General features: G+C 69.8%; 24 protein-coding genes and 1 pseudogene. 11 read left to right on the top strand and 14 right to left on the bottom strand.

Annotated elements, in window-relative coordinates; all coding sequences use genetic code 11:
- Positions 1-16: 16 nt before the first annotated feature.
- The 3 genes from BLW47_RS15055 to BLW47_RS15045 all read right to left on the bottom strand — a co-directional run bounded on the left by BLW47_RS15055 (position 17) and on the right by BLW47_RS15045 (position 4,811).
- Positions 17-901 (bottom strand): SWIM zinc finger family protein, encoded by an 885-nt coding sequence (locus tag BLW47_RS15055; RefSeq protein WP_091556899.1) that lies wholly within the window; start codon positions 899-901, stop codon positions 17-19.
- Positions 898-3,957, bottom strand: a complete 3,060-nt coding sequence (locus tag BLW47_RS15050; protein WP_091556898.1) for a DEAD/DEAH box helicase — start codon at positions 3,955-3,957, stop codon at positions 898-900. Before BLW47_RS15050 ends, BLW47_RS15055 begins: the two co-directional genes overlap by 4 nt.
- A 158-nt stretch (positions 3,958-4,115) precedes the next feature.
- On the bottom strand, positions 4,116-4,811 hold the full coding sequence (locus BLW47_RS15045) for a phosphatase PAP2 family protein (RefSeq protein WP_091556897.1): 696 nt from the start codon (positions 4,809-4,811) through the stop codon (positions 4,116-4,118).
- Between the two features lie 205 nt (positions 4,812-5,016).
- Here BLW47_RS15045 and BLW47_RS15040 point away from each other — a divergent pair, with 205 nt between their 5' ends.
- Together BLW47_RS15040 and BLW47_RS15035 are read left to right on the top strand one after the other, a co-directional pair.
- Positions 5,017-5,316 carry a hypothetical protein gene (locus BLW47_RS15040; RefSeq protein WP_091556896.1) on the top strand — a complete coding sequence of 100 codons (300 nt, stop codon included), beginning with the start codon at positions 5,017-5,019 and terminating at the stop codon, positions 5,314-5,316.
- Positions 5,316-6,977: an amidase gene (locus tag BLW47_RS15035; RefSeq protein WP_245736668.1), complete on the top strand. Its 1,662-nt coding sequence runs from the start codon at positions 5,316-5,318 to the stop codon at positions 6,975-6,977. Before BLW47_RS15040 ends, BLW47_RS15035 begins: the two co-directional genes overlap by 1 nt.
- A 226-nt stretch (positions 6,978-7,203) precedes the next feature.
- Here the strand turns inward: BLW47_RS15035 and BLW47_RS15030 are convergent, their stop codons facing one another.
- On the bottom strand, positions 7,204-7,410 hold the full coding sequence (locus BLW47_RS15030; protein WP_091556890.1) for a hypothetical protein: 207 nt from the start codon (positions 7,408-7,410) through the stop codon (positions 7,204-7,206).
- Between the two features lie 301 nt (positions 7,411-7,711).
- On the opposite strand from BLW47_RS15030, the gene BLW47_RS15025 reads away from it, so the two are divergent.
- Complete coding sequence (locus BLW47_RS15025) at positions 7,712-8,461, top strand: GntR family transcriptional regulator (RefSeq protein WP_091556888.1); 750 nt, start codon at positions 7,712-7,714, stop codon at positions 8,459-8,461.
- A gap of 8 nt (positions 8,462-8,469) precedes the next feature.
- On the opposite strand, the gene BLW47_RS15020 is transcribed toward BLW47_RS15025, so the two are convergent.
- The 4 genes from BLW47_RS15020 to BLW47_RS15005 form a co-directional block, all read right to left on the bottom strand.
- Complete coding sequence (locus BLW47_RS15020; RefSeq protein WP_217634861.1) at positions 8,470-9,756, bottom strand: MFS transporter; 1,287 nt, start codon at positions 9,754-9,756, stop codon at positions 8,470-8,472.
- Between the two features lie 107 nt (positions 9,757-9,863).
- Complete coding sequence (locus BLW47_RS15015; RefSeq protein WP_091558068.1) at positions 9,864-10,385, bottom strand: GNAT family N-acetyltransferase; 522 nt, start codon at positions 10,383-10,385, stop codon at positions 9,864-9,866.
- A gap of 71 nt (positions 10,386-10,456) precedes the next feature.
- A complete protein-coding gene (locus BLW47_RS15010; protein ID WP_091558065.1) occupies positions 10,457-11,746 on the bottom strand; it encodes an MFS transporter in 1,290 nt (429 codons plus the stop codon).
- A 78-nt stretch (positions 11,747-11,824) separates the two neighbouring features.
- Positions 11,825-12,601 carry a DedA family protein gene (locus BLW47_RS15005; RefSeq protein ID WP_425435410.1) on the bottom strand — a complete coding sequence of 259 codons (777 nt, stop codon included), beginning with the start codon at positions 12,599-12,601 and terminating at the stop codon, positions 11,825-11,827.
- A gap of 362 nt (positions 12,602-12,963) precedes the next feature.
- On the opposite strand from BLW47_RS15005, the gene BLW47_RS14995 reads away from it, so the two are divergent.
- The 4 genes from BLW47_RS14995 to BLW47_RS24730 all read left to right on the top strand — a co-directional run bounded on the left by BLW47_RS14995 (position 12,964) and on the right by BLW47_RS24730 (position 17,105).
- Entirely contained in the window at positions 12,964-14,031 is a 1,068-nt protein-coding gene (locus BLW47_RS14995; RefSeq protein ID WP_139307311.1) for a TolB family protein, read from the top strand.
- Between the two features lie 409 nt (positions 14,032-14,440).
- Entirely contained in the window at positions 14,441-15,130 is a 690-nt protein-coding gene (locus BLW47_RS14990) for a hypothetical protein (RefSeq protein WP_245736667.1), read from the top strand.
- A gap of 640 nt (positions 15,131-15,770) precedes the next feature.
- On the top strand, positions 15,771-16,373 hold the full coding sequence (locus BLW47_RS14985) for a hypothetical protein (protein ID WP_139307310.1): 603 nt from the start codon (positions 15,771-15,773) through the stop codon (positions 16,371-16,373).
- A 126-nt stretch (positions 16,374-16,499) separates the two neighbouring features.
- A complete protein-coding gene (locus BLW47_RS24730) occupies positions 16,500-17,105 on the top strand; it encodes a hypothetical protein (protein ID WP_139307309.1) in 606 nt (201 codons plus the stop codon).
- A 37-nt stretch (positions 17,106-17,142) separates the two neighbouring features.
- On the opposite strand, the gene BLW47_RS25640 is transcribed toward BLW47_RS24730, so the two are convergent.
- From BLW47_RS25640 to BLW47_RS14965, 4 genes and pseudogenes are all read right to left on the bottom strand, one after another.
- Positions 17,143-17,796, bottom strand: coding sequence for a transposase (locus tag BLW47_RS25640; protein WP_245736666.1), 654 nt, complete (start codon positions 17,794-17,796; stop codon positions 17,143-17,145).
- 124 nt (positions 17,797-17,920) lie between these two features.
- Positions 17,921-18,199 (bottom strand): annotated as a pseudogene (locus BLW47_RS25635) (IS110 family transposase); the annotation flags it as partial.
- A gap of 742 nt (positions 18,200-18,941) precedes the next feature.
- Entirely contained in the window at positions 18,942-19,409 is a 468-nt protein-coding gene (locus tag BLW47_RS14970) for an NUDIX domain-containing protein (protein ID WP_245736665.1), read from the bottom strand.
- Between the two features lie 24 nt (positions 19,410-19,433).
- Entirely contained in the window at positions 19,434-20,648 is a 1,215-nt protein-coding gene (locus BLW47_RS14965) for a helix-turn-helix domain-containing protein (protein WP_091556869.1), read from the bottom strand.
- A 463-nt stretch (positions 20,649-21,111) separates the two neighbouring features.
- On the opposite strand from BLW47_RS14965, the gene BLW47_RS14960 reads away from it, so the two are divergent.
- The 4 genes from BLW47_RS14960 (at position 21,112) to BLW47_RS14945 (ending at position 23,256) form a co-directional block, all read left to right on the top strand.
- Positions 21,112-21,297, top strand: coding sequence for a hypothetical protein (locus BLW47_RS14960; protein WP_245736664.1), 186 nt, complete (start codon positions 21,112-21,114; stop codon positions 21,295-21,297).
- Positions 21,290-21,532: a hypothetical protein gene (locus BLW47_RS14955; RefSeq protein ID WP_091556866.1), complete on the top strand. Its 243-nt coding sequence runs from the start codon at positions 21,290-21,292 to the stop codon at positions 21,530-21,532. Before BLW47_RS14960 ends, BLW47_RS14955 begins: the two co-directional genes overlap by 8 nt.
- Positions 21,533-21,888: 356 nt before the next feature.
- Positions 21,889-22,437 (top strand): DUF4262 domain-containing protein, encoded by a 549-nt coding sequence (locus BLW47_RS14950; protein ID WP_217634860.1) that lies wholly within the window; start codon positions 21,889-21,891, stop codon positions 22,435-22,437.
- Between the two features lie 402 nt (positions 22,438-22,839).
- Entirely contained in the window at positions 22,840-23,256 is a 417-nt protein-coding gene (locus BLW47_RS14945) for a hypothetical protein (RefSeq protein ID WP_139307308.1), read from the top strand.
- 290 nt (positions 23,257-23,546) lie between these two features.
- On the opposite strand, the gene BLW47_RS24725 is transcribed toward BLW47_RS14945, so the two are convergent.
- Positions 23,547-23,735, bottom strand: a complete 189-nt coding sequence (locus BLW47_RS24725; protein WP_139307307.1) for a hypothetical protein — start codon at positions 23,733-23,735, stop codon at positions 23,547-23,549.
- A 261-nt stretch (positions 23,736-23,996) separates the two neighbouring features.
- Complete coding sequence (locus BLW47_RS14940; RefSeq protein ID WP_139307306.1) at positions 23,997-25,847, bottom strand: type 2 periplasmic-binding domain-containing protein; 1,851 nt, start codon at positions 25,845-25,847, stop codon at positions 23,997-23,999.
- Positions 25,848-26,167: the final 320 nt, after the last annotated feature.

Raw genomic sequence — 26,167 nt, 5'->3', positions numbered from 1 at the left:
ACCGCCGGTCCCTCGATCAACGCGACGGGTCGTCGGCCTCGGCGAGCGCGGCGAAGCGGTCATAGGCGCGGCGCAGGCGCTCGGTCAGGCCCGGGCCGCCGATGAGCGTCGGGGGCGGACCGAGCTGGCGAAGCAGCAGGTCCGGTGCGGTGACCAGCGTGGCCGGCCGGGGCGGCACCGGCACCGGCGGGGCCCAGAACCGGTCGGCGGCCTCGGCCGGGGGCAGGTCGGGCAGCCCGGTGAGGGCGGGCGCGGCGCCGACCGGCGCGTCCGGCGGGGCGACGCCGGGCACGAGCGCGGGCTGCGCCCGGGAGCCGCCGCGCAGCTCACGCAGCCGGGCCAGCAGCCGCTCCCGAGCGCGTCCCCGCCAGTGCAGCAACTGGAACGGGTCGGCGTCGAACGCCTCGGCCAGCAGATAGAACGTGGCCGCGATGTGCTTGCACGGCACCGCGAAGTCGGGGCAGTTGCACGACATGTCCAGCTCATCGACGGTAGCCGGGAAGAGCGGCGCGCCCGCCTCGATGAGCACCTCGTCCAGCTCGGGCGGCAGGTCACCGGAGAGCAGCCGGGCGGCGTACAGCGCCTGGACCGCGAGGAGCAGTTCGACGCGCTCCCAGACCGGCTCCGGATAGGCGCGCAGCCCGATGCGCACCGCGTACGGCTGGGGGCGCGAGCCCTGCACGGACGCGGTCACCTCGCCGGGCGCGACGTCGAGCGCGAGCACCTGGCCACGCCGGGCGTACGCCCGGCCGCGGGTCAGCCGGGTGCCGAGCGCGAACGATTCGAGCACCTCCACGAAGCGTCGCGACCACCAGGACTGCCCGATCGCGCCGCGGGTGCTGCGCGCGCGCAGACCACCCTCGACGCGGCGCGGCGGCCCGAAGTCGGAAAAGTCGGTCACTCCACCACCGCCCCCGCCTCCAGCGCGAAGAGCCGGCGCAGCTCCGAGGTCGACAGCTCGGTCAACCACTGCTCGCCGGTGCCGACGATCCTCGCGGCGAGCCCGCGCTTCTCGCCGATCATCGCGGAGATCTTCTCCTCCACGGTGCCCGCGCAGACGAACTTGCGCACCTGCACGGCGCGCCGCTGCCCGATCCGGAACGCCCGGTCGGTCGCCTGGTCCTCGACGGCCGGGTTCCACCACCGGTCGACGTGCACGACGTGGTTGGCGGCGGTGAGCGTGAGCCCGGTGCCGCCGGCCTTCAGCGACAGCACGAACAGCGGCGGCCCGGCATCGGTCTGGAACCGGGCGACCAGCTCGTCGCGGGCCGCCTTGCCGACCGCCCCGTGCAGGAAGAGCACCTCGCGACCGAGCCGCGCGGACAGGTGCGCGCGCAGCATGTTGCCGAACTCCGCGTACTGCGTGAACAGCAGCGCCTTCTCCCCGGCGGCCAGCACCTCGTCGAGCAGCTCCTCCAGCCGCGCCAGCTTGCCGGAGCGCCCCGACATCGCCGAGCCGTCGCGCAGCAGCTGCGCGGGATGGTTGCAGACCTGCTTCAGCTTGGTCATCGTGGCCAGCACCAGGCCGCGCCGCTCGATCCCCTCGCTGGACTCGATCCGGGCCAGCATGTCGTCGACCACCGCCTGGTAGAGCGACGCCTGCTCGGCGGTGAGGTTGCAGAGCACCTCCATCTCCAGCTTCTCCGGCAGGTCGGAGATGATGGACTTGTCGGACTTGACGCGGCGCAGCACGAACGGTCCGGTGATCCGGCGCAACCGCTGCGCCGCCTCGTCGTCGCCGTGCCGCTCGATCGGCTCCGCGTACCGCTTCTTGAACGTCGGCGCGGCGCCGAGCAGGCCGGGGTTGGCGAAGTCCATGATGGACCACAGGTCGGCGAGCCGGTTCTCGACCGGCGTACCGGTGACCGCGATCCGGTGCCGAGCCGGCAGCGCACGCACCGCGACCGCCTGCCGGGTGGCGGCGTTCTTGATCGCCTGGGCCTCGTCCACCACGACCCGGTGCCACTCGATCACGGCCAGGTCGGCGGCGTCGCGGGCCGCGATCGAGTAGGTGGTGACCACCAGGTCCGCGTCGCGTACGGCCGCGGTGAACTCCGGGCCGCGCGGTCGCTCGGCACCGTGATGGACGTGCACGCGCAGCTCCGGCGCGAACTTCGCGGCCTCCCGCTGCCAGTTGCCGACCAGCGACATCGGACAGACCAGCAGCGTCGGCCCCGTCCCCTCGTCACGCGCCAGCAGCGACAGGATCTGCACCGTTTTACCGAGTCCCATGTCGTCGGCCAGGACCCCACCCAGCCCCAGCGACTGCAGGAAGCTCAGCCAGGCCAGCCCCCGCTTCTGGTACGGCCGCAGCGTGCCGCGGAAGCCGGGCGGCTCGTCGACCGGGGCGAGGTGCCGCTCGGCCCGGCCGGCCAGCAGGTCCCCGAGCGCCCCGTCCGCGGTCACCCCCAGCACCGGCAGCGCGTCCGGCTCGTCGCCCAGCTCCAGCCCGAGTCGGAGCAGGTCGCCGACGGTCATCTCGCCCGCGGAGCGGAGCAGCCGGAGCCCGGCGGCGATCCGCTTCGGGTCGACCTCGACCCACTGCCCGCGCAGCCGCACGAGCGGCGTCTTCAGCGCCGCCAACCCCTTCAGCTCGTCCTCGGTCAGCGGCTGGTCGCCCAGCGCCAGCTCCCACCGGTAGTCGACCAGCGACTCCAGCCCGAGCGAGCTGCGCGCGGCGACCGTGCCGGGGGCGGTGCGGGTGCGGGCCGCGACGCGCGCCCCGAGCCGCGCGCCGGGCCGCTGCCACCAGGACGGCAGGAGGACGCCGAAGCCGGCGGCGTGCAGGATCGGCGCCCCGTCGCGCAGGAACCGGTGCGCGCCCTCGCTGTCCAGGTCCAGCGCCTCCGGCATCGCGGTGCGCAGCGCCGTCTCCAGTCCCGGCCAGAGCCGGCTGGCGCGGCCGAGCTCGCCGAGCAGCGTCTCCTCGGGGGCGTCGAGGTGCCGGGCGAGCCCGGGCAGCTCCCCCTGCGCCGCCCAGATCCGGTCCGCGGCCACGACCAGGCTCGGCTCGTCGGCGGCCTGCAACGCGAACTCCAGGCGCCACCGCTCGTCGTCGTCCCCGACCGCCGGCTCGACCATCCGGAAGCACGCCCGGACCGCCCCGCCGGCGGCGTCGCGCTGCCAGCCCCGCAACTCCCGGTCGAGCTCGGCGAGCGCCCCGGGCGGGCCGGCGACGGTGCGCTCGCGGCCGGTGAGCGCCCGCAGCCAGCCGCGAACCGCGGCGTCGGTCCCGGTGCCGCGCCGCGCTTCGGTCAGGCGTACGCCCTCCAGCGCGACCCGGGCCGCCGCGTCGGTGAGCCGGTCGAGGGCGTCGGCGACCAGCTCCGCGGCGCCGAGGCGCGGCTCGACACCGTCCGGGCCGGACGGATCGGCGGGTCCCGGCGACGCGGCCTTCACCGCCGGGGGCAGCGCCATCGCGAGCGCCCGCGCCCACCCGGCGTCGGCGCCGGTGAGCAGCGGACGCCACACCGCCCGGTCGCCGTCCAGGCCGGGCAGCGTGCGACCCCGCGCCACCAGGTCGAGGGCGAACTCGGCCAGCTGCGCCAGGTGACGCGGCCCGGCGCCGGGCACCGCGCCGGGCAGGCCGGTGTCGCGGTGGATCGTCCGCAACAGCGGCAGCGCGTCGTCGGCGTCGTACTCCAGGGTCGGCACCCGCCACGGGACGAGCGTGACGGCCGCGCGGCCGGGCGCGGCGGGCTCGGCGCGGACCAGTTCCGGCGACTCGACGGGGGCGCCGGCACGGGTCGGCAGGGTGAGCGGCCGGATGCCGGTTGTCGCCGTCGTTGCGGACTCCCCCAGCGCCTCGGCGAGCGCGGTGTGCGCCGCCGCGAAGGGGTGCGGGCGCTCCCGGGGCGGCCGGCCCGGGCGCCCCGGCGGGCGCTCGGGCAGCGTCGAGTCCTCGGCCCAGAGGGCGAGGCGGCCACCGGCCAGCCACAGGCCATGGACCACCAGCAAGGAACGCCCCTTCTCATGATTCTGCGTCGAGGAAGCGTCCCTTCCCCCGCCGTGCGAGCGACGCGATCACGGTACCCCCGATCCTGACCCAGCTCTGGGTGCCGAACCGGGGCGCCGCCGCGGTCGTGGCGCACGAGGCCGGGATCGTGTCGCCGCCGTCATGACCGCTGCCCGGCGACCACCAGGCGCCGTACGCCGGGGACCGTCCCCAGCGCCGCGGTGAGGCGTGCGGCCAGCGGCCCGAACGCCAGCACGGTCGCCGCGGTGACGGTCGCGCCGAGGACCAGCCCGGCGATCACGTCGTGCGGGTAGTGCGCCCCGGCCGCGACCCGCAGCCCGGCGGCGACCAGCCCGAGCGGCAGCGTCAGCGCGGCCAGCCGCGGCGCGAGCAGCGCCAGCCCGACCGCGAGCGCCCCGGCGATGGTGGCGTGGTTGCTGGGGAAGGACCAGTCGCCGACCGGTGGGCAGTCGACCGGCGGGAGGCCGGTGAGCGCCCGGCACGGCCGCTGCTCGTCCACGACCGGCTTCAGCGCTTCGCTCAGCGCGTACGCGACGGTCGCCCCGACCGCGACCAGGGCGGTGCGCGCCGTGGCCTGCGGACCGCGGCGGCGGCCGACCCACCAGACGGCGGCCGCGAGCAGCACCAGCAGCACCAGCGCCGCCTCGCCGACCAGCTCCGCGGGGCCGTGCCAGCGGGTCGATCCGTCCACCACCCACCGGTACGCCGACGCGGACGCGCCCGCGGTCACGTCCACCGGTTCGGGTCTCCCCCAGCCCCCGGGCGCGAGCCCGGCCACCACCGCGGCGCCCAGCGCGAGGAGCAACAGCGCCACCAACAGCCTCTGCTTTGCCATGAATCGGACGGTACGGACTCCACCGGCCCGAGCCACGACTCTCAAGGCAGACACGGCAGTGGGCGAAGGTCAGGGTTGACGTGCAGCCTCGCCTCGATCATGGGATTGACCTGCATCGGTTCACAGCACGTTGATCATCCGGTCACGGATGTGACACGGGCCGACCGCAGAGTGAGGCCATCGTTCTCCACCTGCGAGGAGCAGCATGGCACCCACTGCCCCCACCGACGCCGAGCTGGACGTCTTCATCCGCGCCCGGCTCGCCTCCCTCGGCATCGATCTCGACCAGCTCCCGGCCGGCACCGTCGCCGACCCGGAGACCGGTTCCCCCGGCCGTGACTCGGTCATGGCCTCGCTCCGCTCGTTCGTCCGCACCACGCTGGTGCCGCTCGCCGGGTACCAGCTACCCGCTCCCGGCGTCACCAACCCGGCCACGGCGGCCGCCCTCTCCCAGCAGCTCGCACCGATGCTCTACCCCTCGATCAGCACGGAATGGCGGAAGTGATGACGACCGAGCCTCTCGACCGTACGGTCGACCGCCGGGCCTTCCTGGCCCGCACCGCCGCCCTGGCCACCGCCTCGGCGATCGGCGCCGTCGCGCTGCCCTCGGCGGCACAGGCGCAGAGCGAGCTGGCGCCCAGCGGCGCGACGCTGCGCTGGAACCCGGACCTGGACCGTCCGAGCGCGTACACCAGGCCGCGGGCCGAGGCGATCGCCGACCCGACCGAGCTGACCCTCGCCGAGGCGGCCTGGCTGATCCGCGCGGGCAAGCTGACGCCGGAGAAGCTGGTCGAGGCGTACCTGGCCCGCATCTCGACGTACGACGCCACCTATCAGGCGTTCAACCTGGTGCTCGCCGAGGCGGCGATCAAGGCGGCCCGCGCCGCCGCACGCCAACCGCACCGCGGCGCCCTGCACGGCATCCCGCTCGCCATCAAGGACAACTACTACACCGGCGGCACGCGCACCACGGCCAACTCGTACCTGTTCAAGGACTTCGTCGCGCCGTACGACGCCACCGCCGTCGCGAAGCTCAAGGCGCAGGGCGCGATCGTGCTGGGCAAGACCCAGATGGGGCCGCTGGCGACGACCCGGGCCACCACCCCGGCCGGCGTGATCACCACGGTGAACGCCTGGACGCCGGCCAACCGCAACACCGACCCGGGCGGCTCGTCCACCGGCACCGCCACCGCGGTCGCCGGCCGACTGGCCGCCTCGGGCACCGGCACCCAGACCGGTGGGTCGATCACCGCGCCCGCCAACGCGCAGAACCTGACCGGTCTCAAGCCGACCATGGGCCGGGTCTCGCTGAACGGCATCATCCCGCTGAGCTATACCCGCGACCACCCCGGCCCGCTGGCCCGCGACGCCAAGGACGCCGCGATCATGCTCACCGCGATGGCCGGACCCGACCCCGCCGACCCGCGCACCCAGGGGCTGCCGCCGCTGCCCAACCTGATCACCGCGGCGACCCCGGTGTACGCCGGCCGCACGGTGAAGCTGCGCTGGAAGACGCGGATCGGTGTGCTCCCCGGCTTCGCCGGCGGCACGTCGCCGACCGCGCTGGCCCGGCAGGCGTACCTGGCGAAGCTCGCCGCGATCCCCGGCGCCACGGTCGTCGAGGTGCCGTTGCCCGACGAGTGGGAACTGCTCACCGGCAACGCCTTCAACAACGTACGGCTGCCGGAGCGCAGCGAGCCGTTCATGCCGTACCTCCGCAACGACCTGCGCGGGTTCGGCGTCTCGGTGACCGGCTGGCTGCAGGGCGCACTGATGGGCGGCAACGAGTTCCTCACCGGGCAGCGCGCCAAGTTGGTGCTGATGGAACGGGTGCTGGACCAGCTCTTCGACAAGTGCGACGTGGTGGTGCAGACCAGTCCGGTGCCCTTCGACATCATCGGCCTGCCGGAGATCGGCTTCCCGATCGGGTTCACCGACGCCGGGGTGCCGATCGGCACCATCCTCGGCGGCCTGCCGTACGCCGAGGACCGGCTGTTGTCGGTGGTCGCCGCCTACCAGGCCGTCACCGACTGGCACTGGCGCCGCCCGGCGAACCCGACGGCGACCGCGGCGACCGCGGCGGGGGCGCGCACCGCCGCCCGTGCGGCCACCGTGGTCGGCCCCGACCGCCTCACCGCCGAGCAGGTCGCGGCCCTCAGCCAGTGATTCGCTGATCCGGGTGTGGGTGCGTTTGTTGTTGCTCTGGCGACAACAAACGCACCCACACCCCTGTTACGACTCCGTGTGCCGCCGAGTCACCTGCCGTGCCGCCCACCGCACGTGGCTGGCGGTGGGCCGCCCGTCGTCCATCACGCCCACCACCTGCTCGTGACGACCACCAGGAAGAGAAGGAGTACGGCACCGGGCCAGCCGGTGCGGAGCAGCAGCTTGATCATGGCCGCTCCCCCACGTCGTACTGCCGCCGCTGCCCGTAGGTGAGCAGCGGCAGCCCCTGCACCTGGGTCATCGCATTCCAGTTCGGTTGGGCGCTCGGCGCGGCGCCGGACGCGTACGCCCCGCGCTGCCCGCCGTAGACCGTGGCCGGACCGATGGTGTCGACGGGTTCGCGCCGCCGCTGAAACCACTTCCACCGCCGCATGTCGTCGCCCTCTCGCCGAAAGAAGGCAGCGACGGCCCGCGATACGGGGGAAATCAACGGGCCGCCGCGCCGACCGATGAGCGCGACGGCGGCACGTACTCCGGTGCTGATGGATCCGCGGTCGCCGCGCTCAGCTGGGGACTTCGCCACCGCCGCCGCTGGTTGCTGACCGGAGCCGCACGGTGACGAAGCCGCCTTCAACCTAGTGGACTAGCTTTACTGAACACAAGTACATGTCGATGCATTGGCATCGCGACGGTCGCTGTGATCGACTAGGCAGGCTGACCGGAGGGGGTGCCCCATGCCCAATACGCCTGCCTACCTGCGGATCGCGGCCGAACTCAGGGCCCGAATCCTGTCGGGAGAGCTCGAGCCCGGAGCGAAGCTGCCCAGTGAGACCACGCTGATGGCCGAGTACGGCGTCGGTCGGACGGTGGCGAAGTGGGCGATCTCGGTGCTCAAAGGCGAAGGACTCGTGGAAGGTCGCGCGGGGTCGGGCGTCTACGTCCGGGAAGTCCACCGCCTGGTCCGGCACGCGTACGGCCGCGACGTGCGGACCGGGAGCGGGCCAACGTCGCCGTTTGCGCGTGACGCGGCAACCGCCGGACAGCACGCCACCTGGGAACACGAGAGCGCGCACGCGGATGCCGACGAGCGGATAGCGACGCGGCTGGGCATCGAGCCGGGCGACCCGGTGATGCGGACCGACTACCGATTCCTCGCCAACGGCGAACCGATCCAGCTCTCCACCTCCTGGGAGCCGTTGGCGATCACCGGCGACACATCCGTGGAGTGGCCCGAAGCGGGCGCGGCCGTCGGAGTGGTCGCGCGGATGGACGCGATCGGCATCCACGTGGACGAGTTCACGGAGCGCGTCACGGCGCGCCCCGCGCACGACGACGAGATCGCGCGGCTGGCGCTGTCGCCGCGCGGCGCACACGTGTTGGTCATCGAGCGGACGTACCACGCGGCCGGACGAGCGGTGGAGACGGCCGACATCGTCTTCCCCGGCGACCGTTACGAGCTCGTGTACCGGGTCCCTGTCGATTGAACGCCGCGCTAGCGCCGCGGATGCGCGTCGTAGCGGGCGAACCTCGGGACGAGAAACGCCAGCAGCACCACCCCGGCGACGCAGGCGAGGCCGCCGGTGACCGCGCTGAGCGCCGGTCCGATGCCGGCCGCGACCACGCCCGCCCGGACGTTGCCGAGGTGCGGCACGCCGGCGCCGACCACGAAGTTCACGCCGTTGATCCGGCCGAGCAGCGCGTCGGGGGTACTGAGCTGCATCATCGTCATCCGGAACACGACGCTCACCATGTCGGCGGCGCCGGCGACGGCGAGCAGCGCGACGGCGAGCCACAGCGTGTGGGTGAGCCCGACCCCGGCGATCGTCGCGCCCCAGACGGCCACGGCGAGCAGCACGGCCGCCCCCTGACGGCGGATGTGCGACAGCGGACCGGAGAACAGCGCGGCGAGCACCCCGCCGATGGCCGGCGCCGCGTAGAGCAGCCCGACGGTCTGCGAGCCGCCACCGAACTGTGTCTCGGCGAGCGCGGGAAACAGCGCGTGCGGCATGGCGAGCACGGTGGCGTTGATGTCGACGAGCAGGATCGCGGCGAGCACCGGCTGGTGGCGCAGGAACCGCAGCCCCTCGCCGATCGACCGCAGACCCGGCTTCGCCCCGCCGCCTTCGGCGCGCATCGGGGGCAGCCGCAGCACCCCGTAGATGGCGAACACGAACGTGGCCGCGTCCACGGTGTACGCCGCCTCGAGTCCCCAGGCGGCGATGAGCACGCCGGCCAGCAGCGGGCCGACGATCGTGCTGATCTGGAAGGAGAGCTGCCCCAGGGCGCTGGCCGCGGGGAAGAGCTCGGGTCGCAGCAGCCGGGGCATGAAGGTCTGCCGGGCGGGCGCGTTGATCGCCACCAGCGAGGACTGCACGGCCGTCAGGGCGTACAGCAGCCAGAGCTGGCGGAGGTCGAGCAGCGCCTGCACCGCGAAGCCCACCGACACCGCGCCCAGCAGGACGCTGGTCACCAGGACCAGCCTGCGGCGGTCGACCGCGTCGGCGAGCGCCCCGCCGACCAACCCCAGGACCAGCAGGGGTACGGCCAGCGCGAGCCCGATCATCCCGACCGCGAGCGAGGAGTGCGTCAGGGAGTAGACCTGCACGGGCACGGCCACCGCGGTGATCTGGCTCCCGATCCCGGACAGCGACTGGCCGATCCAGAGTCGCCGGTAGTGGGGCGATTCGCGCAGGGGCCGGAGGTCGGCGAGGAGTCGTCGGCGGGCCCGCTGCGCGGGGGCGGCTTCGGTCTCCGGGGATGCTTCGGCCGCTTCGGTCACAACGGGGGAAGCTAACAGAGGCATCGATATCCGGCCGCCGGTTTTCCGGCCGCTGCCCGGTCCCGGCTCCGACGGTACGACGCTGTTCGACCGGTCCGTCGAGTGAGCTAGAGCTCGTTGAACGGCTGGGCGTAGGCGAACTCCCCACGGAGCGACGGGTCGTACGCGGTCAGCGGCCGGGCCTGGAAGTGCGCGCCCCAGCGCGGCTCCGGCGGGGTGACGCCCAGCTCGACGGCGGGGCGGAACCCGAAGCGCGGGTAGTAGTCGGTGTGGCCGAGCAGCACGACGAGCGGCTCGTCGAGCGCGTCGGCCGCACCGAGCACGGCGTGCATGAGGGCGCTGCCGACGCCACGCCGGTGCACCGCCGGGTGTACGCCCAACGGGCCGAGCCCGAGCGCCGGCCGCGACCCGACCCGGGCGCGGGTGCAGACCACGTGCCCGACGACGCCGCCGTCGGGGTCGGTGGCGACGAGCGAGAGGGCGGGCAGCCACGCGTCGCTGGCCCGCAGCGCGTCGACGAGGCCCGCCTCCGAAGGGGTCACCCCCGGGCGGCGCGGGTCGGCGAAGGCGGCCGCGTGCACAGCGCGGATGGCCTCGAGGTCAGCGGTCGTCTCGCGTCTGATCAGCACCGGGCCACCGTAGGGGGCGGCGTTCCGCCCGTCCACCGGATTGCGATCATGTCGCGCCGGTGCGCCCGGCGTCACCGGTGTGCCGGCTCGGGCGCGTCGGCCGGGTCGGCGAGCGGCGCGCGACCGTCCTGCGCGAGCGAGAGCAGCGGTCGCAGCGACAGCGCGAGCAGCGACGCCACCAGGCAGCCCGCGATCACCAGGACGGACCAGTACAGTCCGCCGCCCGCCCCGATCAGCGGCCCGGCCGTGACCGGCCCGATCACCCCGCTGATCCCGAAGATCATGGAGCTCATCGCGTTGTAGCGGCCGCGCAGCTCGTCGGTGGCGAGCGCGTTGGTGATGGCGGGCATCACCGGCGAGAGCATCGTCTCGCCGAAGCCGAAGATCGCCGAGCACGCCACCACGCAGAGCGCCGCGACGACCGCGTTGCCGGGGCCGACGAAGCCGGCGGCGCCGAGCACCAGCCACGCGGTCGCGAAGACCACCCCGACGGTGGCGAGCGCACCCGACCGGCTGCGCCCCTCCAGGCGGCGGATCATCAGCAGCTGGGACAGCACGATCATCACGGTGTTCGCCGCGAGCGCCCACGCGACCACCCGCGGGGTCACCTCCGCGACGCGGATGGCGTAAGCGGTGAAGCCGACCTCGATCTGCGCGTAGCCGCACGTGGTGAGCACCAGGCCGAAGATGACCAGTCGCCGGAACGGACGGTCCCGCAGGACGGTGAGGTACCCGCCGCCGCTCGCGCGGCCGGCGCCGGAGGCCCCGGTCGCGCCGAGCTTTCCGCCGACGCCCGGCATGCTCAGCAGGATCGCCGCGGGCGCCAGGTAGCTGAGCGCGTCGATGACGTAGATCGTCTGGAAGGTGACGGGGCGGGACGTGTCGACGATCGCGCCGGAGATCAGCCCACCCACCCCGATGCCGAGGTTGAGCAGCGCGAACTGCAGCCCGAACACACGCTGCCGCTCCTGGTCCCCGGTCAGCGACGCGAGGATCGTGGACTGACCGGACCAGATCGCCGAGCCGCCCACGGCGATCGCCGTGGCCGCGGCGACGGCGGAGGCGGTCGAGTCGACGAGCGCCAGGGATCCCACGCCGCCGGCCTCGATGATCAGGCCGGGCACCACGACGCGCCGCGCGCCGAAGCGGTCGATGAGCGTGCCGCCCAGCGGCGACAGCACGAGCATGACCGCGCCGAGCCAGCCGATCACCAGCCCGGCCCGCGCGTCGGAGAGCCCCCGCACGTCCGTGAGGTAGATGAACAGGAACGGCAGGGTGAGGCCGCGACCGACCGCCGACAGCAGGGTGCCGAGGAGAATCCGCCGGGCTTCCGGGCGGCTGGGCAGGACGCGACGCAGCATGCCGGCGATTCTGTCGGTGCGGTACGACACAACGCGACCGGTTTATTCCGTCAGCCCGTTACGCCCGCCGGGCTGACCTCAACGCCGCGGCTCGTCCGTGTCGCGGTGCCGGCGCGGGGCGCCGTAGACGGTGCCGCGAGCGGCACGGTCACCCGCGGGTTCGCCGTCGGCGTTGGAATCGGAGTCATCGGCCCGGCTCCCGTGGTTGCGGCGCCGTCGGATCAGCCGGCTGATCACGAAATACCCCACTCCGAGCACCGCCGCGGCGATGACGACGTTCTGGAACGTCCCGGCGTACCCCTGGACAGCCTGCCAGTTCTCCCCGAGCAGGTAGCCGGCCATCACGAACAGGGTGTTCCAGATGAGGCTGCCGAGCGTCGTGTAGAGCAGAAAGGTGTGCAGCGGCATCCGCTCGACGCCGGCCGGGATGGAGATCAGGCTGCGGAAGACCGGAACCATCCGGCCGAAGAACACCGTCTTCCGGCCGTGCCGCGCGAACCACGTCTCGGTCCGGTCGATGTCGGCCAGGGTCACGAGCGGCAGTTTGGCGACGATCGCGCGCGTCCGGTCACGACCGAGCACAACCCCGACGTAGTAGAGGATCACCGCGCCGACGACGGAACCCACCGTCGTCCACACGATCGCCGCCGCGAGGCTCATCCTGCCCTGACTCGCCACGAACCCCGCCAGGGGCAGGATCACCTCGCTCGGGATCGGCGGGAACAGGTTCTCCAGCGCGACGGCGAGGCCGGCGCCGGGCGCGCCGAGCCGCTCGACCAGGTCGATCACGAACCCCACGACGCCGCCGTCGGGCGGCGCGGACGAAGCGACCAGCACGCCGGAGCGCATCCACATCCCCCCGTTCACCAGATGGCACCGACGGTATTAACCGCCGGGAGCGGAAACCATGCCATCGCCGCGGCCCGACCTCACCAGCGTAGACACGGGAAGATCGGGCATCGGGCGCACCCGCGCACGACCCGGACGAGTACGCGGGGATAGCGCCGCCCGTCGCCGTGCGGCTCCGGCACCACGCCGCCCGGCACGTGCCCTCCTGGCCAACCCCCGCAGCCTCGGCATCCACCGTTCGGACGAGCGAAAGAAAGCCGAATGGCCTGTCGTCCGGCTGCTACCCCGGCCGCGTCTTGAGGGCGCACAGGACATGCACGACGCCCGGCCGGCGGCCCTTCCCTCCTTTTCCTCAGAACGGGGCTTTCATGAACGCGATTTCCTCGCGGACCATCGCTCGCCGGACCCTCCTAGCCACCGCCGCCTTCACCGCCGGTTCCGTAGTGCTGCTGACGGCCGCCTGCGGCACCGACCAGGCCGTCCCCGGACTCCAGACGCCGTCCCCGGTAGTCGCCGGAAGCCAGACGCCGTCCCCGGTACCGGCGGTCTCATCGCCGCCGCCCCCGGCTGCCACCTCGCCGTCGCGTGCGCTGCCGGTTGCGGGTTCGATCGCGGGGTTGCCGGGTTGGTTGTACTACGCCGATTTTGACCGGCTGGTTCGGTTGACCAGGTCCGGCGTGAAGACGGTATTGACTACGGGCGCGCACGAAGCGAACGTGTCCCCGGATGGCGCCAGCATCGCGTTCGTCAACGACAGCGGCAACGTGGTGATAACCGACCGCGACGGACAACACCCCCGCACCGTGCTGCGCGACAGCATCACCCTCGGATACGAACCCGCCTGGTCACCCGACTCCCAGCGACTACTCGTCGCGAAAAGCCTCGGCCCCGGCGACACCACCGTCGGGATCCTCACCATCGCGTCGTCCAACTTCACCCCGCTGGCACACCAACCCCAGGGAATCCATCTCCTGTGGTCCGCCGATGGACAACACCTCGCATACTCCACAGGCAACTGCCGCATCGTCACGGCCGACGCCGATGGCGGCAACGCCCGCACCGTGCCCGGCTTCGGCGACCCGAACAGCACCGCCAACCCGCAGCAGCGACGTAGCTGCGACCCCTACAGCATCTCCCCCGACGGCAGCCTGATCGCGGTCAACCAGCGCACCGGCAGCCAGCCCAACGGCGACATCGGCCGCGACCTGTTCGCCAACACCATCATCGACACCCGCACCGGCCGCAACATCACCCTGCCCGTCACCGGTTCGATCACCGCCATCCTCTTCCAACCCAACGGCGACACCCTCGTCCGCACCAAAAACGGCACCACCAACCAACTCACCCTGCTCAACCCCGACCGCACCATCAAAGCCCAGGTCACCGAACCCGCCACCGTCAAGAACACCCGCCTCCTCGGCTACACCCCCAACTGAGTGCTCATTGCCGGTCGGAGCGCCAAGGAGTCTTGGGCGCTCAGGCGTACCGGGAAAGAGCCGGTTCGCTGCCTCGCCGCCGAACCTGCACCCGCCCCACGCGGCGGGATCTTGATACATTCGCGCTTCGCTTTGAATCGACAAGGGGACACGCATGTCCGACACGGGGTCCGGATCTGATTCAGGATCGACGGCGGACCGGGTGCGCGGTCCGGAGGCGGCATGGACGCCGGTGCCCGGCGGTGCGGCTCCCGAGCCGGCACCGGTCCACGGCGCGCCACCGCCGCAGGTGCCACCGCCGGCAGGCCAGCCGTTCGGGCCGCCCATGATGGTCACACCGTTCGGACCGCAACTGCCAGCCGACCCGCCGCCACCCGGCCACCGCAACCGCGGCCTGATCATCGCCGTCGTGACGCTGAGCGTACTGCTGTTGGTGGCCTGCTCGGGCCTGCTCGGCGGGGCGTTCCTGCTGCGCTCCACGGAGCGCGACGCGGCCGAGCCGGCGACGGAGACGCGGCGGTCGCCCGCGACCGGTAACTCGGCCCCGAGCCCTGCCCCCAGGGAGAGCGCGGAGCCGGTGCCGCAGGGGCCGCAGCGCAGCGACTACGCCGCAACCGAGATCTCCGATCTGAGCAACGTGTGCGACGGCATCCTCTACTACCCGCAGTCGCCCAAGCGCGCCGGCAAGGCCCCGCACCCGGTGGTGCTGCTCATCGGCGACGGCCCGGGAAACCACCGCCGTCAGGACAACGGCTACTACTACGACGAGGGCCTGTCGAAGCGGGTGGAACAGACCTGGGCGTCGGAGGATCCGAAGAACGTGCAGATGGTCGCCTGCCTGGACCGGGTCAGCACCGGCGCGACGATCCGGCGGTGCAAGTACGACGACCCGAAGCCGGCCACGTTGACGCTGCTGAAGGCCAGTTACCGCCTTCGGGTGTACGAGGTGGCGACCGGCCGGAAGCTGCTCGACAAGGCCATGGGCGGCGACGACCAGGACTGCCCGTACGTCGTCCTCTTCGGTCCCGACAAGAAGATCTACGCCGAGGTCAGCGACCGGTCGCTGCTCGCCGCGCTGCGCAACCTGGTGAAGCGGTAGCCCGGGCCCGGCCCGGACACCCAATCATCCTGCGCCGGGCGCTGGATTGCACATTGCTGTCACCGTTGCCGGCATCGGCCGAATCTCTGATCTTCAACCGTTGTCGGTGCTGATGCTGAAAGGTGGGCGCGGCAGGTTTCGAACCTGCGACCCCTCGCTTGCAAGCTCTGCGCGCTCGGTCCGGACCAGTCCGCGCACGTCTCTGACGTCGGACGCTGATCCGTAACCCGCCCCGTAGCTTTCTCACCGTCCGGCCCTGTTGCTGTCACCGTTGCTGTCCACAGCAACAGAGCCGAGCACTTCGGTGTGAAGCAACGATCACTGCGTTAGCAACTGCCTCAACAGCTCCCCGATCGGCAATCACCCATCCTGGCTGTCCAGAATCGTCTAGTTGGTCTAGGACGGTCGTTACCCAGTCGGCCGCTAAGAGACAGGGAGTGGGAAGTAGCCGCAGCCTCGACCAGATCTCGTAGTCTCGAGCTGCGGGTTCGCTTATGTCCGTTAGCCGACACGCCTTCCCCCAACGATGGCGCTCGACTTGCCGCATCGTCTAGTACATCGAAGTCGATCGGGGGTGCTACCTCCTTCTGGCGAAGGCGTTCAATCAAGGCCTGAGTCGGCGGCGAAAGCGGGAGGCACTGTGGCAGTGGAATGCGAGGTCTACGACTGCGGCATCGACGCGATCGGGCGTTGCTGTAACGGGGCCAACTGCGAAGTGTCCGGCGGCGCGGCGTACTGCACTTCGCACGGCTACGGCGGGCAGTGCCGCCTCTGTCTCGACGCGTGGCCTCGGCATCAGGAGGAGTACCGCGCCGCCGTTGACGCCGCCCGTGAGCGGCTCACGCGCATCGCCGCCGCACTGACCGACGCCGGAGTGACACCGGTCCGCTACCCCTCTGGCCGCACGCGGCAGCGAAAGGTCAGGGTCGGGTTGTTGCGGCTCGAGACCCATTGGGTTAGTGAGCCCGACCCCGACGCGATGCGGTCCGGATGGTTGCTGGGCACCTACCGCTGGAGCAAATGGGTGACCGACAAATATGGCGAGGGGGGTTGGCACTGGGACAGGGACTATCCGACCTACCTGAACACGGACGGCACCCTCGCAGCCGAAGGGCTCGACGGCGGGGATATCCGCAAGGTCTCCCTCACGGGCTGGGACCAGCGAGACGTCGACTTCTGGAACGGACTCGCGGACACGGCCGCAGCCCTCGCGAAGCGCCAAGGCGTGCAGGTCACCGACTAGCTGCCCTGCAGCCACCACAAGATCAGCATTGCCCGGTCTTGACCGCTACAACGGGCACGCCTCGGGCACGACGACGACTAGCGAGCGGGTGGTACAACGATCACCGACGATGGATGAAGGAGCGCGATGGAAGCACTGCAAACAATCACAATCGTCGTTGGCGTTGTAGGAGCGGTCGCCGCAGGTCTCGCGGCAGCCTTCGCCGGTTCACAGGCAATGGCTGCAACTCGGCAGGCGCGTTACGCTCAGGGGCAACTCGCGCTGGCCGAACAGGTCCGAAAGGATCAAGCCCAGCCCTACGTCTTCGTCGATCTTGCGCCCGACGAGCATGATCCACAGAAATTGATGCTAGTTGTCCAGAACACGGGCATGACTGTTGCTCACAACATCCGTGTGACCTTCGACCCGCCACTTCAATCGGTCACCAGGCCAGACTTCGCCGAGACGACTCCGGCACTGCTGGCGCCGATCTCGGCGCTTCCGCCCGGCCGCAGGGTCCGATGGTTCTGGGAGATCGGATTCCGGCTCTTCGAGAACCTGCAGATACCCCGTAGTTACACCGTGACGGTCAACGCTGACGGCCCGTTCGGTACCGTAGGCGAGCTGATCTACGAGATTGACCTCGATAACCTCAGGTACAGCGACGCCACTGCACCCGCCTCGAAGAAGCTCGTCGACGAGCTCCAGAAATCTCGAAAGGCGTTGGAGAAGATCTCGCAAAAGGTCGACTGAACCACCAAACGCCGCCATCCCGATGCTCCTATGGAGGTCAAGTGGTCAGGGCGTTGAAGTCTGCGACTAGGGCGGTGTAGACGTCGCGGACAATGTATCGCTTGAGGCAGCGCAGGAGCTCGGGTTTGGTGAGGCCTTCGGTGGTGCGGCGGTCGATGTAGGCGCGTGTGCGCTGGTCGTAGCGCATGCGACACAGCGCGATGGTGTGTAGGGCGTGGTTGGCGCCGCGGTCGCCTCCTCGGTGGAGGCGGTGGCGACGTACCCGTCCTGAACTGGCAGGGATGGGTGCTGCGCCGCAGAGGTGGGCCAGCGCCGCTTCGGAGTGCAGCCGGTCGGGGTTGTCGCCGGCGGTGGTGAGCAGTTGAGCGGCGACGTCGGGGCCGACGCCGAACAGGGCGGTGGTGCGGGGTGCCACTTTCTCGACGATGGGTGTCATCTGCCGGTCGAGGGTGGTGATCTCCTCGGTGAGGGCGGTGACTCTGCGGGCGAGGCCAACCAGGGCTGCGGTGGTGGCGTGTTCTGGGTTGTAAAGCTTGGTCGGGTCGTAGGTCAGTGCGCCGCACCGGGTGACCAGCACGGCAGCACTGAGCTTGGTCAGCTGGGCTCGCAGGGGTTCCGGGGCGGCGGCGACCAGGCCGCGCATCTGATTCAAAGCCGCAGTGCGGGCCTTGACCGCGCCTCGGCGGGTCACCCTGAGAGCACGGATCGCCTCGACCGGTCCGGTGCGGGTTTTCGACAGTGCCCGTCGCGGTGCCGGCGAGGGTTGCCCGGGCGGCCGCGATGGCGTCCAGTGGGTCGGACTTTCCGTTGGCGCGACGGGCGCGGCGGTCGGGCCGATCGACCTCGGTGACGGCGATCTTCTCGCTGGTCAGATGGCGGGCCAGACCGGCGCCGTAGCTGCCGGTGCCCTCCACTCCCACCGCCGAGACCCGCCCGAAGGACCGCATCCAGGCCAGCAGACTCGCGTAGCCGGCGGTCGTCGCGGGGAACTCGGCGTCGCCCAACAGGCCGCCAGTGCTGCCGATGACTGCGGCGTGGTGCGTATCGCGGTGCGTGTCGACACCACCGATAACAGATCGCTTCTTGGCTGCCATGCTGGTCAGGTCCGCCTTTCTCGTTGCGTCGAGAACCGTGGACACGTCACCGGTCAGGCAGAGCGGACAACACAGTGGTGTGCGCCTCTCGCACAGGCTCCTATCAGGTCACGACGCCTGACCGGTGACATGCAGGTACGGAGGCCACCGAGCCGGCCGACGAATCGGGACAAGGACAGCACGCGTCGGTCTGCCGATGAGTCAGACCAACCCGGCGACCCACCCCACCATCCTCACTGTCTGCCGCCGACCCGCCCTCCTGGGGAGCGGGCCATCGCCCGGCCCGCCACGTCAAGACGGCCTTGACACACGTTCGAACGCTGGCGGGCCGGGCGGTGGTCTGCTCGGCTTGCCCGGGTCGGCGACAGACGGGATGGCCCGCGCAACCATCCGCGGACCGCGACCCGCCGACAGACCCCCGACCATCTCGGAGTCGCTTCGCCCCCGCCGGAGGCGCCCTAACCGCAACCCCGCGACCGCCGCCAGCCCGCCGACCCGGCCGGCGTGCGCTCCCATACGCCGCGCGGGCTCGTGGCCCCGCGGCCCGGCCGGCTGCCGGCCCATTCCTTACCCGTCAACGGTCTGTCGTTCTGCTGCGGCCCGTCCGGGTCCCCCGCTTCCGCGCCAGCCGCCGGGCGTTTGGCGTGGCCCGGCCCTGGCGCAACGTAGAGGGGCCAGGCCGCGCGCCCTGGCGGCGGCGCGTGCGACCCGGGCCGCCTTGATCATGTGCCGAAACTGTGCTCTAGATGGCGCTGCCGTGTTCGGCGTACGCGGAGATGCCACTACTACGCGCTGCGATCGCACTGCGGATCCTGCGGGCGAGCCGGGCCGGGCCGTACTGCTCCAATGACTCTGCATCCACATAGCGCCATTCGGTTAGTTCACCGTCGGCGAAGCGGATGTCACGCTCTTGCTCGGCGCCGAGTGAACCGCCGTCGAAGATGAACAGGAGCTTGTCGCCCTCGTGCTCCGCGGGTGCCCAGTCAACGACGAGCATCGGTCCGAACGCAGGTGTGAGGCCAAGTTCCTCTTGGACCTCGCGTACGCATGCGGCTCGTGGTGACTCGCCGGGTTCGACGTAGCCTCCGGGGATGTCCCAGTGCTTCTTGTAGCTGGGGCGTACGAGGAGCACGCGGCCTTCGTTGTCGAAGAAGAGGGCGCCTGCGGCGACGCGTGGGGTTGCCATGGGTGGCATCTCGTTGGCCGTCACCAGGGCAGCCTAGATGGGCTGGGTTCAGTCGAGCACCTTGAGCCGACGAGCCAGGCCGACCAGTTCAGCCGTCGGCTTGCCGCGTTGCCGGCGTACCCAGGTCAGGGCGAGTTGACGGCTGAGGAAGTGGTGTCGGATCTGTTCGGGTGCCATCTGTTCGGCGTCGAGCAGCATAGCCTGGGCATCGTCGATCCGGTTCCAGGAGCTGTAGGCGCGGGCGACTTCGAGGGCGTGCCGTACGCGGCGTTCCATCGGTAGGCCGGCGGTGTCGACGCGCGGGCCGAGGTCGACGGCGACCTGGACATCGCCCAATTCAGCGGCGGTGGCGACGCGGTGGATGACGACGTTGGTGGGGCCGAACGCGGTCCAGAGGTGGTTGGCGTCTGCTCCGAGCTGTCTCGCGGCGCGATCGGCGGCGTCGAGGAAGGTCCGGGTAGTGGCCGCGTCGTTGCACCGGGCGGCGGCCATCGCGCCGGACAGGAACAGGGTTCCGTAGACGGAAAGCAGTGCTGGCGTGGCGTGCTTGAGGTGGGGCTCAAGGTAGCCGGCGGCGTCCTCGGTGAGGCGTACGGCTTCGGCGTAGCGGCCGGTGGCGTGCAGGGCGTGGCCGACCGAGCGGAACAGGGAGCCGGTGACGAGAGGGTCGCCCGTGGGTCGGACGGCGGCCAGGCCGCGGTCGGCGGCGATCCAGGCGAGGTCGCTCTCTCCGAGCTTGGTGAGCTGGGTCGCGGCGAGCTGGTATGCCAGGCCGAGTAGGCGGCGGGCCTGGTCCTGGTCGTCGCCGTCGTGGTGGTCGGCGGCGGCCTGGGCGCGGTGCAGCAGGTCGGGCAGGCGGCCGGTGACGTACCCGAACCGGGAGTCCTGGTATGCGTCCCAGAGGGCGCCGACCTCCTTCCTGAGCATCGCAACGCTCGGCGGGTCTGCGTCTGTGCGGCCGCCGATCGGGGCAATGGCGCGGTAGTTCATCAGGGCTGCGCGCAGCGCGGGCACGGTCTCCGTGCCGCTGTCGCCGGTCCAGTCGAGCAGCGAGGGTTCGCCGAGGAGGTCGCCGAGGGAAACGTCCAGGACTTCGGCGAGGGACTTGATGACAGAAAGCCGGTCCAACTCGATGCGGTTGTTCTCGATCTTTCCGAGCCAGTCGGCGGTACGGCCGATGAGTCCGGCCAGAACCTCCTGGGGAAGACCGCGCCGCCGGCGGTACCAGCCGACGCGTTCGCCGATGGTCAGGGTGTTCGTCATCCCGCGCACCGGTTCACTGTCTCCCCTCGGTCGACTGCGACCCCGGAAGGATTTTCCGGGCTGCCGGGCGCCTTGCGGCACAACCTGTCTGCATGACGGGGCTGAACGTATCGAGCAACTGCCAATCCTGCTCGGACGCGGGCTGGAAGTACACCCTTGCCCGCACCGCCATCCGGGGAATGGGGCGTGGGACGGAGAGGACTCGTTCGCTTGCCCGGCGGTCCTGTCTGGACTGCGCGGGTCCGGGTCGCTCGGCGACCTGCTGAGGCTGGCCCGGGGTGGGTGCTGGCGTGGGACCGCGACCCGAACGACGGCCCGTGAATGGCCCGCCCACCCCGGTGCCCCGCAAGCCGGCGCCGTCCCGGCCGCGCATGCCGGCGCCGGGTGACCTGATGCTCATCGACGGCCGGGCGTCGGTGCAGTTCGGCGGCGGTCGCGCGCTGTGGCTACGGGTGACGTCGGTATGCGACAAGCCGACCTACTACGGCTGGTGTGGCTCACCGGCTACGGCATCGACCTGGCCACCGGTAAGGCGCTGGCGCGGCGGGAGGTGTTCACGCAGATCGTCGGCCTTCAGATCCAGCGACGCACTACCGACAACGCGCCGCCTCGCAACGTGGCGCCGGTGATGAGGAGGCGCGGTGTTTGACGTTCGGGTACGACTCGGCGCGGTGCTGACGATCGATGCAGCCGATCGTCTTCTGCCGTCGGACGGGTCGGTGACGTTGTGGGTGACCGGGGTTCGGCTGGTAGCCAACCGTCCGCCGCAGGATGAGTGGATCTGGGTCGAGGGATTCAGGCTCGGTCCGTCCGGCCGTCACGGTCGGCAGGCGCAGATTTTGATACGCGCGAGCAAGCTCCCGCCCGAGAGGCCGGCCCAGTGACCACCTACCTGTCCAGTGCGGTGCGCGACCAACTCCGGGCGGCACAGGCGCAGCTTGACCGGCACACGCCGTCGAGCGCGGACGGGCGCTGCGCCACCTGTGGCGAGGAGGGGCCGTGCCCGCAGCGTCAGGCAGCGTTGCGGGTGTTCGGCCGGTACGGGTGCCTGCCGCGTCGGTGGCCGGGTGCGACTCGTCCGGAATCGGTGGGACCGTCATCGTCGTGGTCGGGGTGGCTGGCGCGCAGCGGTCGGGCGTGTGACGCCCAACGGCTGAGCTGACCCCCTGTTCTGTCATGTAGATCGGTATCAGAACGTCCATGACACGTCGGCCGCGACGGCGGCCCGTACGATCACGGCGTGAATCAAGCCGGGTCGCCCTGCCGCTGCATCCTCTGCCACGACTACGGCGACTCCGACGATCGGCACCCGATGGAGCTGACCACGATCAGGCACGTCCAGCTGCACGGCTGGAGCGTCATGACGATTCCTGACGATGACAAGGGACCTGGCTGGTCCTACACGATCGGACTCTGGCACACGCACCGGATGCCGGAACTCGCCATGTTCGGCCTGAACGTTGAGCTATCGCAGACGTGCCTGAACGAGCTGGGAGACAAGGCACGCGACGGCGTCCCGCTGGAAGCTGAGCAGGCCCGCGACGATGTCATCGAGGGCTACCAGGTCCATCTCAAGTCGATCGACTACGGCTGGTACAAGGCGTTCTTCGGTCGTGCCATCGCCTTCTACCGCCGGCCCCCCATCCCCTTCCTGCAAGTCGTCTGGCCCGATCGGCAGGGCAGCTTTCATTGGGACCGCAACCCCGACGAGCAACTCCACCGGCGTCAGCCTCAGCTCTGGAAGCGCCCCGAGGACCATCCGGTCAGCGTCTGGATTCAGGACCTCTAGATCCTCCAGCTGGATGTATCACCCACGTCCCAAGATCGATCTGGCGCGCACGTCCTGAGACCCGACATGCCGGCTGCCGGCCGCCCTGCGCCACGCTCAGGCCGTCGCCGGTCATTCACACGTGGATGTCACCGAAGGTCAGGGCCCGGCAAGTGTCGGGTGCGGGCGGAGTGCCTGGTCAGGCAGTGGTGGGCGCGGCAGGTTTCGAACCTGCGACCCCTCGCTTGTAAGTTCTGGGCGCGCCGTCCGGCGGGGTTCGGCTGGATCCGTCACCTCGAATTGCTGTCCGCCTGCGGAGCGTGCCGGCCGCGCCGATCCTGGCTCGTTGCTGTCACCGTTGCTGTCGAAAGCCCCTTGTGATCAAATCCGTGCGGCCCGCCGTGCCTCGCGAGGGAGATCAAGGTGAGTCAGGAACAGCGCCGTCAGACGCGGCTTCGGGGCCGCCATCTTGTCGCTGCTCTGGTCCTGGCCGTGCTCGCCTCGTGCGGGACAACCTCCGTGGTGGCCCGCGCATATGCCGCTTGCGATGTTGGAGTCAACGCGAGCGCCAACGCCTTCGGGCTCATAGCGTTGCTTCCCGTGTTGACCATCGTCCACGGCTTGGCTCTTGTCGTCGCATACACGGTCAATGCGCGGTGGGTGATGTCGCCGGCCCTGCGGGCTGGTGTCTCAGTGTTGACCACCGTTGTCGTCGTCGTGGTTCTCTCCTGGGCGTACTTCGCGCTTGCCGGCCTGCCTCTGCGGAATGCCCTGTGCCCGGCCGGAGAGCCGCCTTGGTGGCCGGGCTGGGTACCGCCCTCCCACGACGTCTACCCGTAGTCCGGCGGACCATCAGACGTTGAAGCGGAACTTCGGCTGTCTCTCCCGTGACCTGCGGCAACCTGGTCGGCGCACTGGTCACGCCCGCTCCTGGGCTTACGTCGTTGATGGCTCGTTGCCGACGTTTCACAGTGTCTTGTGCCCCGTGTGTGCCCCGGCAGACTCCTTGACCCCCAGGCAACCAGCGCGGGGCTCCGCCATCTGCTGCTTCACGCGCTCCCGGCTGCTGCGGCGGTCCCCCGCTGTGCATGTTCATCCGCCAGCGTCCGTCCTGATCGTCACCCAGATGGTCACTCAGTTCGTCGCTCCCCTTGGCGGCCACGGCGACGCTCGATCAGCCAGAGCGCTAGAAGTGGTGGGACCGTCAAGGTACCCAGCAGCAGGGAACCTGCCCAGAAGCTGTCTCGCCACAGCAGTTCAGCAGCGAAGAGGATCAGGCTCGCCGGTATCGCCAGCATGGCGAGAGCCGACAGCTCCACGACCTGCTCCCACCGCTTGCGGTCGGGTCGCCTGTGCCTCACTCCTGTTACTTCGTCGCCGAGTCTCCTGACCTTCGGTTTTCCTGCGGCCACCGTCAGTTTGGAAGGTGCATTGACCCGCCGACTTCGCCGCGCCGGTGGTCCTGGTAGCAGCGCCGGTAGATCCTCTGCCCGGCCGACGTTCTCGCGGCCTGCCTCTTGCTAGCCCTAGTTGACCGGGGTGTCGGGCACGTGACGGGCACGCCGCGCGGTAGGCAGGGGTTAGCCCTGCCCAGCCCTAAACGGGGGCCTGAATTGTTCAATGACGGTTGAGAACAATCTGCCGAATGCTTTCGATACACGGTCGGGTCGCCTAGTGTCGAGTCTGGCGTCGGCGGCCTGAAAATTCCGGAACGAGTCGGCCCAGAAGTTGGAAGTGGACTTCATCTTGAGAATTGCTGGGAGACTTGGCCCCCCGACTTCGGCCAATCCCTCAATCATGTCAAGCTCCGCAAGGTCCATCAATTCAATTGGGGCGATGTCGTGGTTTTGGAGTATGCCACGCGCCGCTAGCTCATCTCGAACCAATGCGGTTGTGATTGGATTATTCGGAAAGCTCTCCGTCAGCACAACGATAGGATAGAACCTGCGATTGCTGACTGCCGGAAAACCTGTCAGCAAGTGCTCGGCCGATCTTAGGCGTTCAATGGTCTCGGCAATTTGGGTTGCCTCTTCAATCACCATCTCTCTGTCTCGGATCAAGCCGTCAAGAGATGCCGCATTGACGGTATCCCTAGAAACTTGGCGGGTCGTCGCCTCGAGAACGACCCAGGAGTCGCCGTAGTCAACGGCCACATCGGCAATTTTGCTATCCTTATACGCGCGCTTAAGTTGTTCTCCGGAGAATACGCGACCACTTGCCGGCGATCCGGCCAAACTCCTGAACACTTCAAGGACGTACCGTTCGGAGTAGTCATCGAACGCTCGGCGGATCAAATTCATTCTTTTGCGTTGATCCGAAAGTCCGGCTTGGATGTCGAATATCGGCAGGAAACTCAGCACTCTTCTAAGCAGGAGATCGGGATCTACAACGATCGCCCGCGAGTCAAGGCGGATAAGCGGGTATCGCGCGAACGTCGTGAAGTACCAATCTAGCGTGTGCTCGGCAAGTTCTTGGGCTACAGCCACCCGGTATTCATCGAGCGGGAGGCTCATCAAGGACAGGGCCACTTCCGCCCTCGGGGCCTCCCACCCCAGCGAACTGAAGAAGCCCTCGATATCGATTATCGGCTGACCGTTTTGGGTTGCCGATACGAATATCGCCACAGCAGCCGCCACCTGGTCCAGCAGCTCTACACCGGTTGCGTCTCGAAAAGCTTCTAGCAGCGACTCCTTGTAGAAGGGACTGGGTTCCTCCGCCTGCATCTCTATCCACCGTCGTTGAAAGACCGCCATTTGCGAATCCAGGCGGAAGTTCGCGTTAAAGTGATGATTGGCGGCGAGTTCTAGCGATATCTCGCTCATGAGCGGTATCCCATCCTCGCCTTCAATGGGCGTTCCAGGATCGAGGGCGTCGGCCATAATTAGCAGGAGCGCAGGAAGTGAGAGTGCTATGCGGTCCTCTTCCGGCACTTCGTCGGGGCAGAAGTGCAGCATCAACTTCGCAAGTACCATCAATAGCTGTGGAGCATGAATAACTGATCCGCTATCAAGAGCAGCCTTCAACCTTGACCGCGTCGGTTCAGTGAAGAACTTTAGAGAGTCCCTGTCTAGCTCTTCGGTCGCTTTGGGTTTGGCAAAGTTCCGGATAGCGCTCATGGTAACTGCTACAGCAGCCAATGCGTCCAACAGAGGCGTCCGTCGGAGTGCGTTGCAAAGCCACTCGATGCTAATGCGTCTTCCGCCGGTCGCTTCCCTCATCGTTATGTAGGACTTGGCGTAGTCGAGCGGCTGACCGGCTACCTGTGCACGCTCAGGAACCCAAAGACCGCTTGGCAATCGCCTATATCCGCCGATAACTGGAGCGAAAGTTCCGGAAAAGTACCTTCGCTCCTCCTGAGGTACGGCAAGGTACGGCGCGACGCCGGACGGCTCTTCTGAAGCCAGCAGCCGCCGCAGTTGCTCTATGTCCACACGCCATCCGTCCGCCAAGCACGACAACGTCCAACAACTCTCGATCACTACGCTCGGTCATACGTGGACAAAGCTTCTCTCTGCCTCAGCCCTTCCACGCCTCTACCTCGTAGTTACAGCCCACTATGTCGCGCCATCCCGCCTGCCGTCGACCCGCCCTTCTGGGGGAGCGGGCCGCCGCCCGGCCCGCCACGTCAAGCGGGCCTTGACGGCTCGCGCGGGCACTGTCGGCGACGCGTGAAAACTGACCCCCGGGCGACGGGCGAAGCTGGACCCCCCTTCCAGGATCGGGAGGGTGTTGAGCGTGGAGGATTGGGCGG

The organism is Micromonospora pattaloongensis (assembly GCF_900107255.1).
GTDB classification, from domain to species: Bacteria; Actinomycetota; Actinomycetes; order Mycobacteriales; family Micromonosporaceae; genus Micromonospora_I; species Micromonospora_I pattaloongensis.
This window is presented reverse-complemented; position numbering and strand designations above follow the sequence as displayed.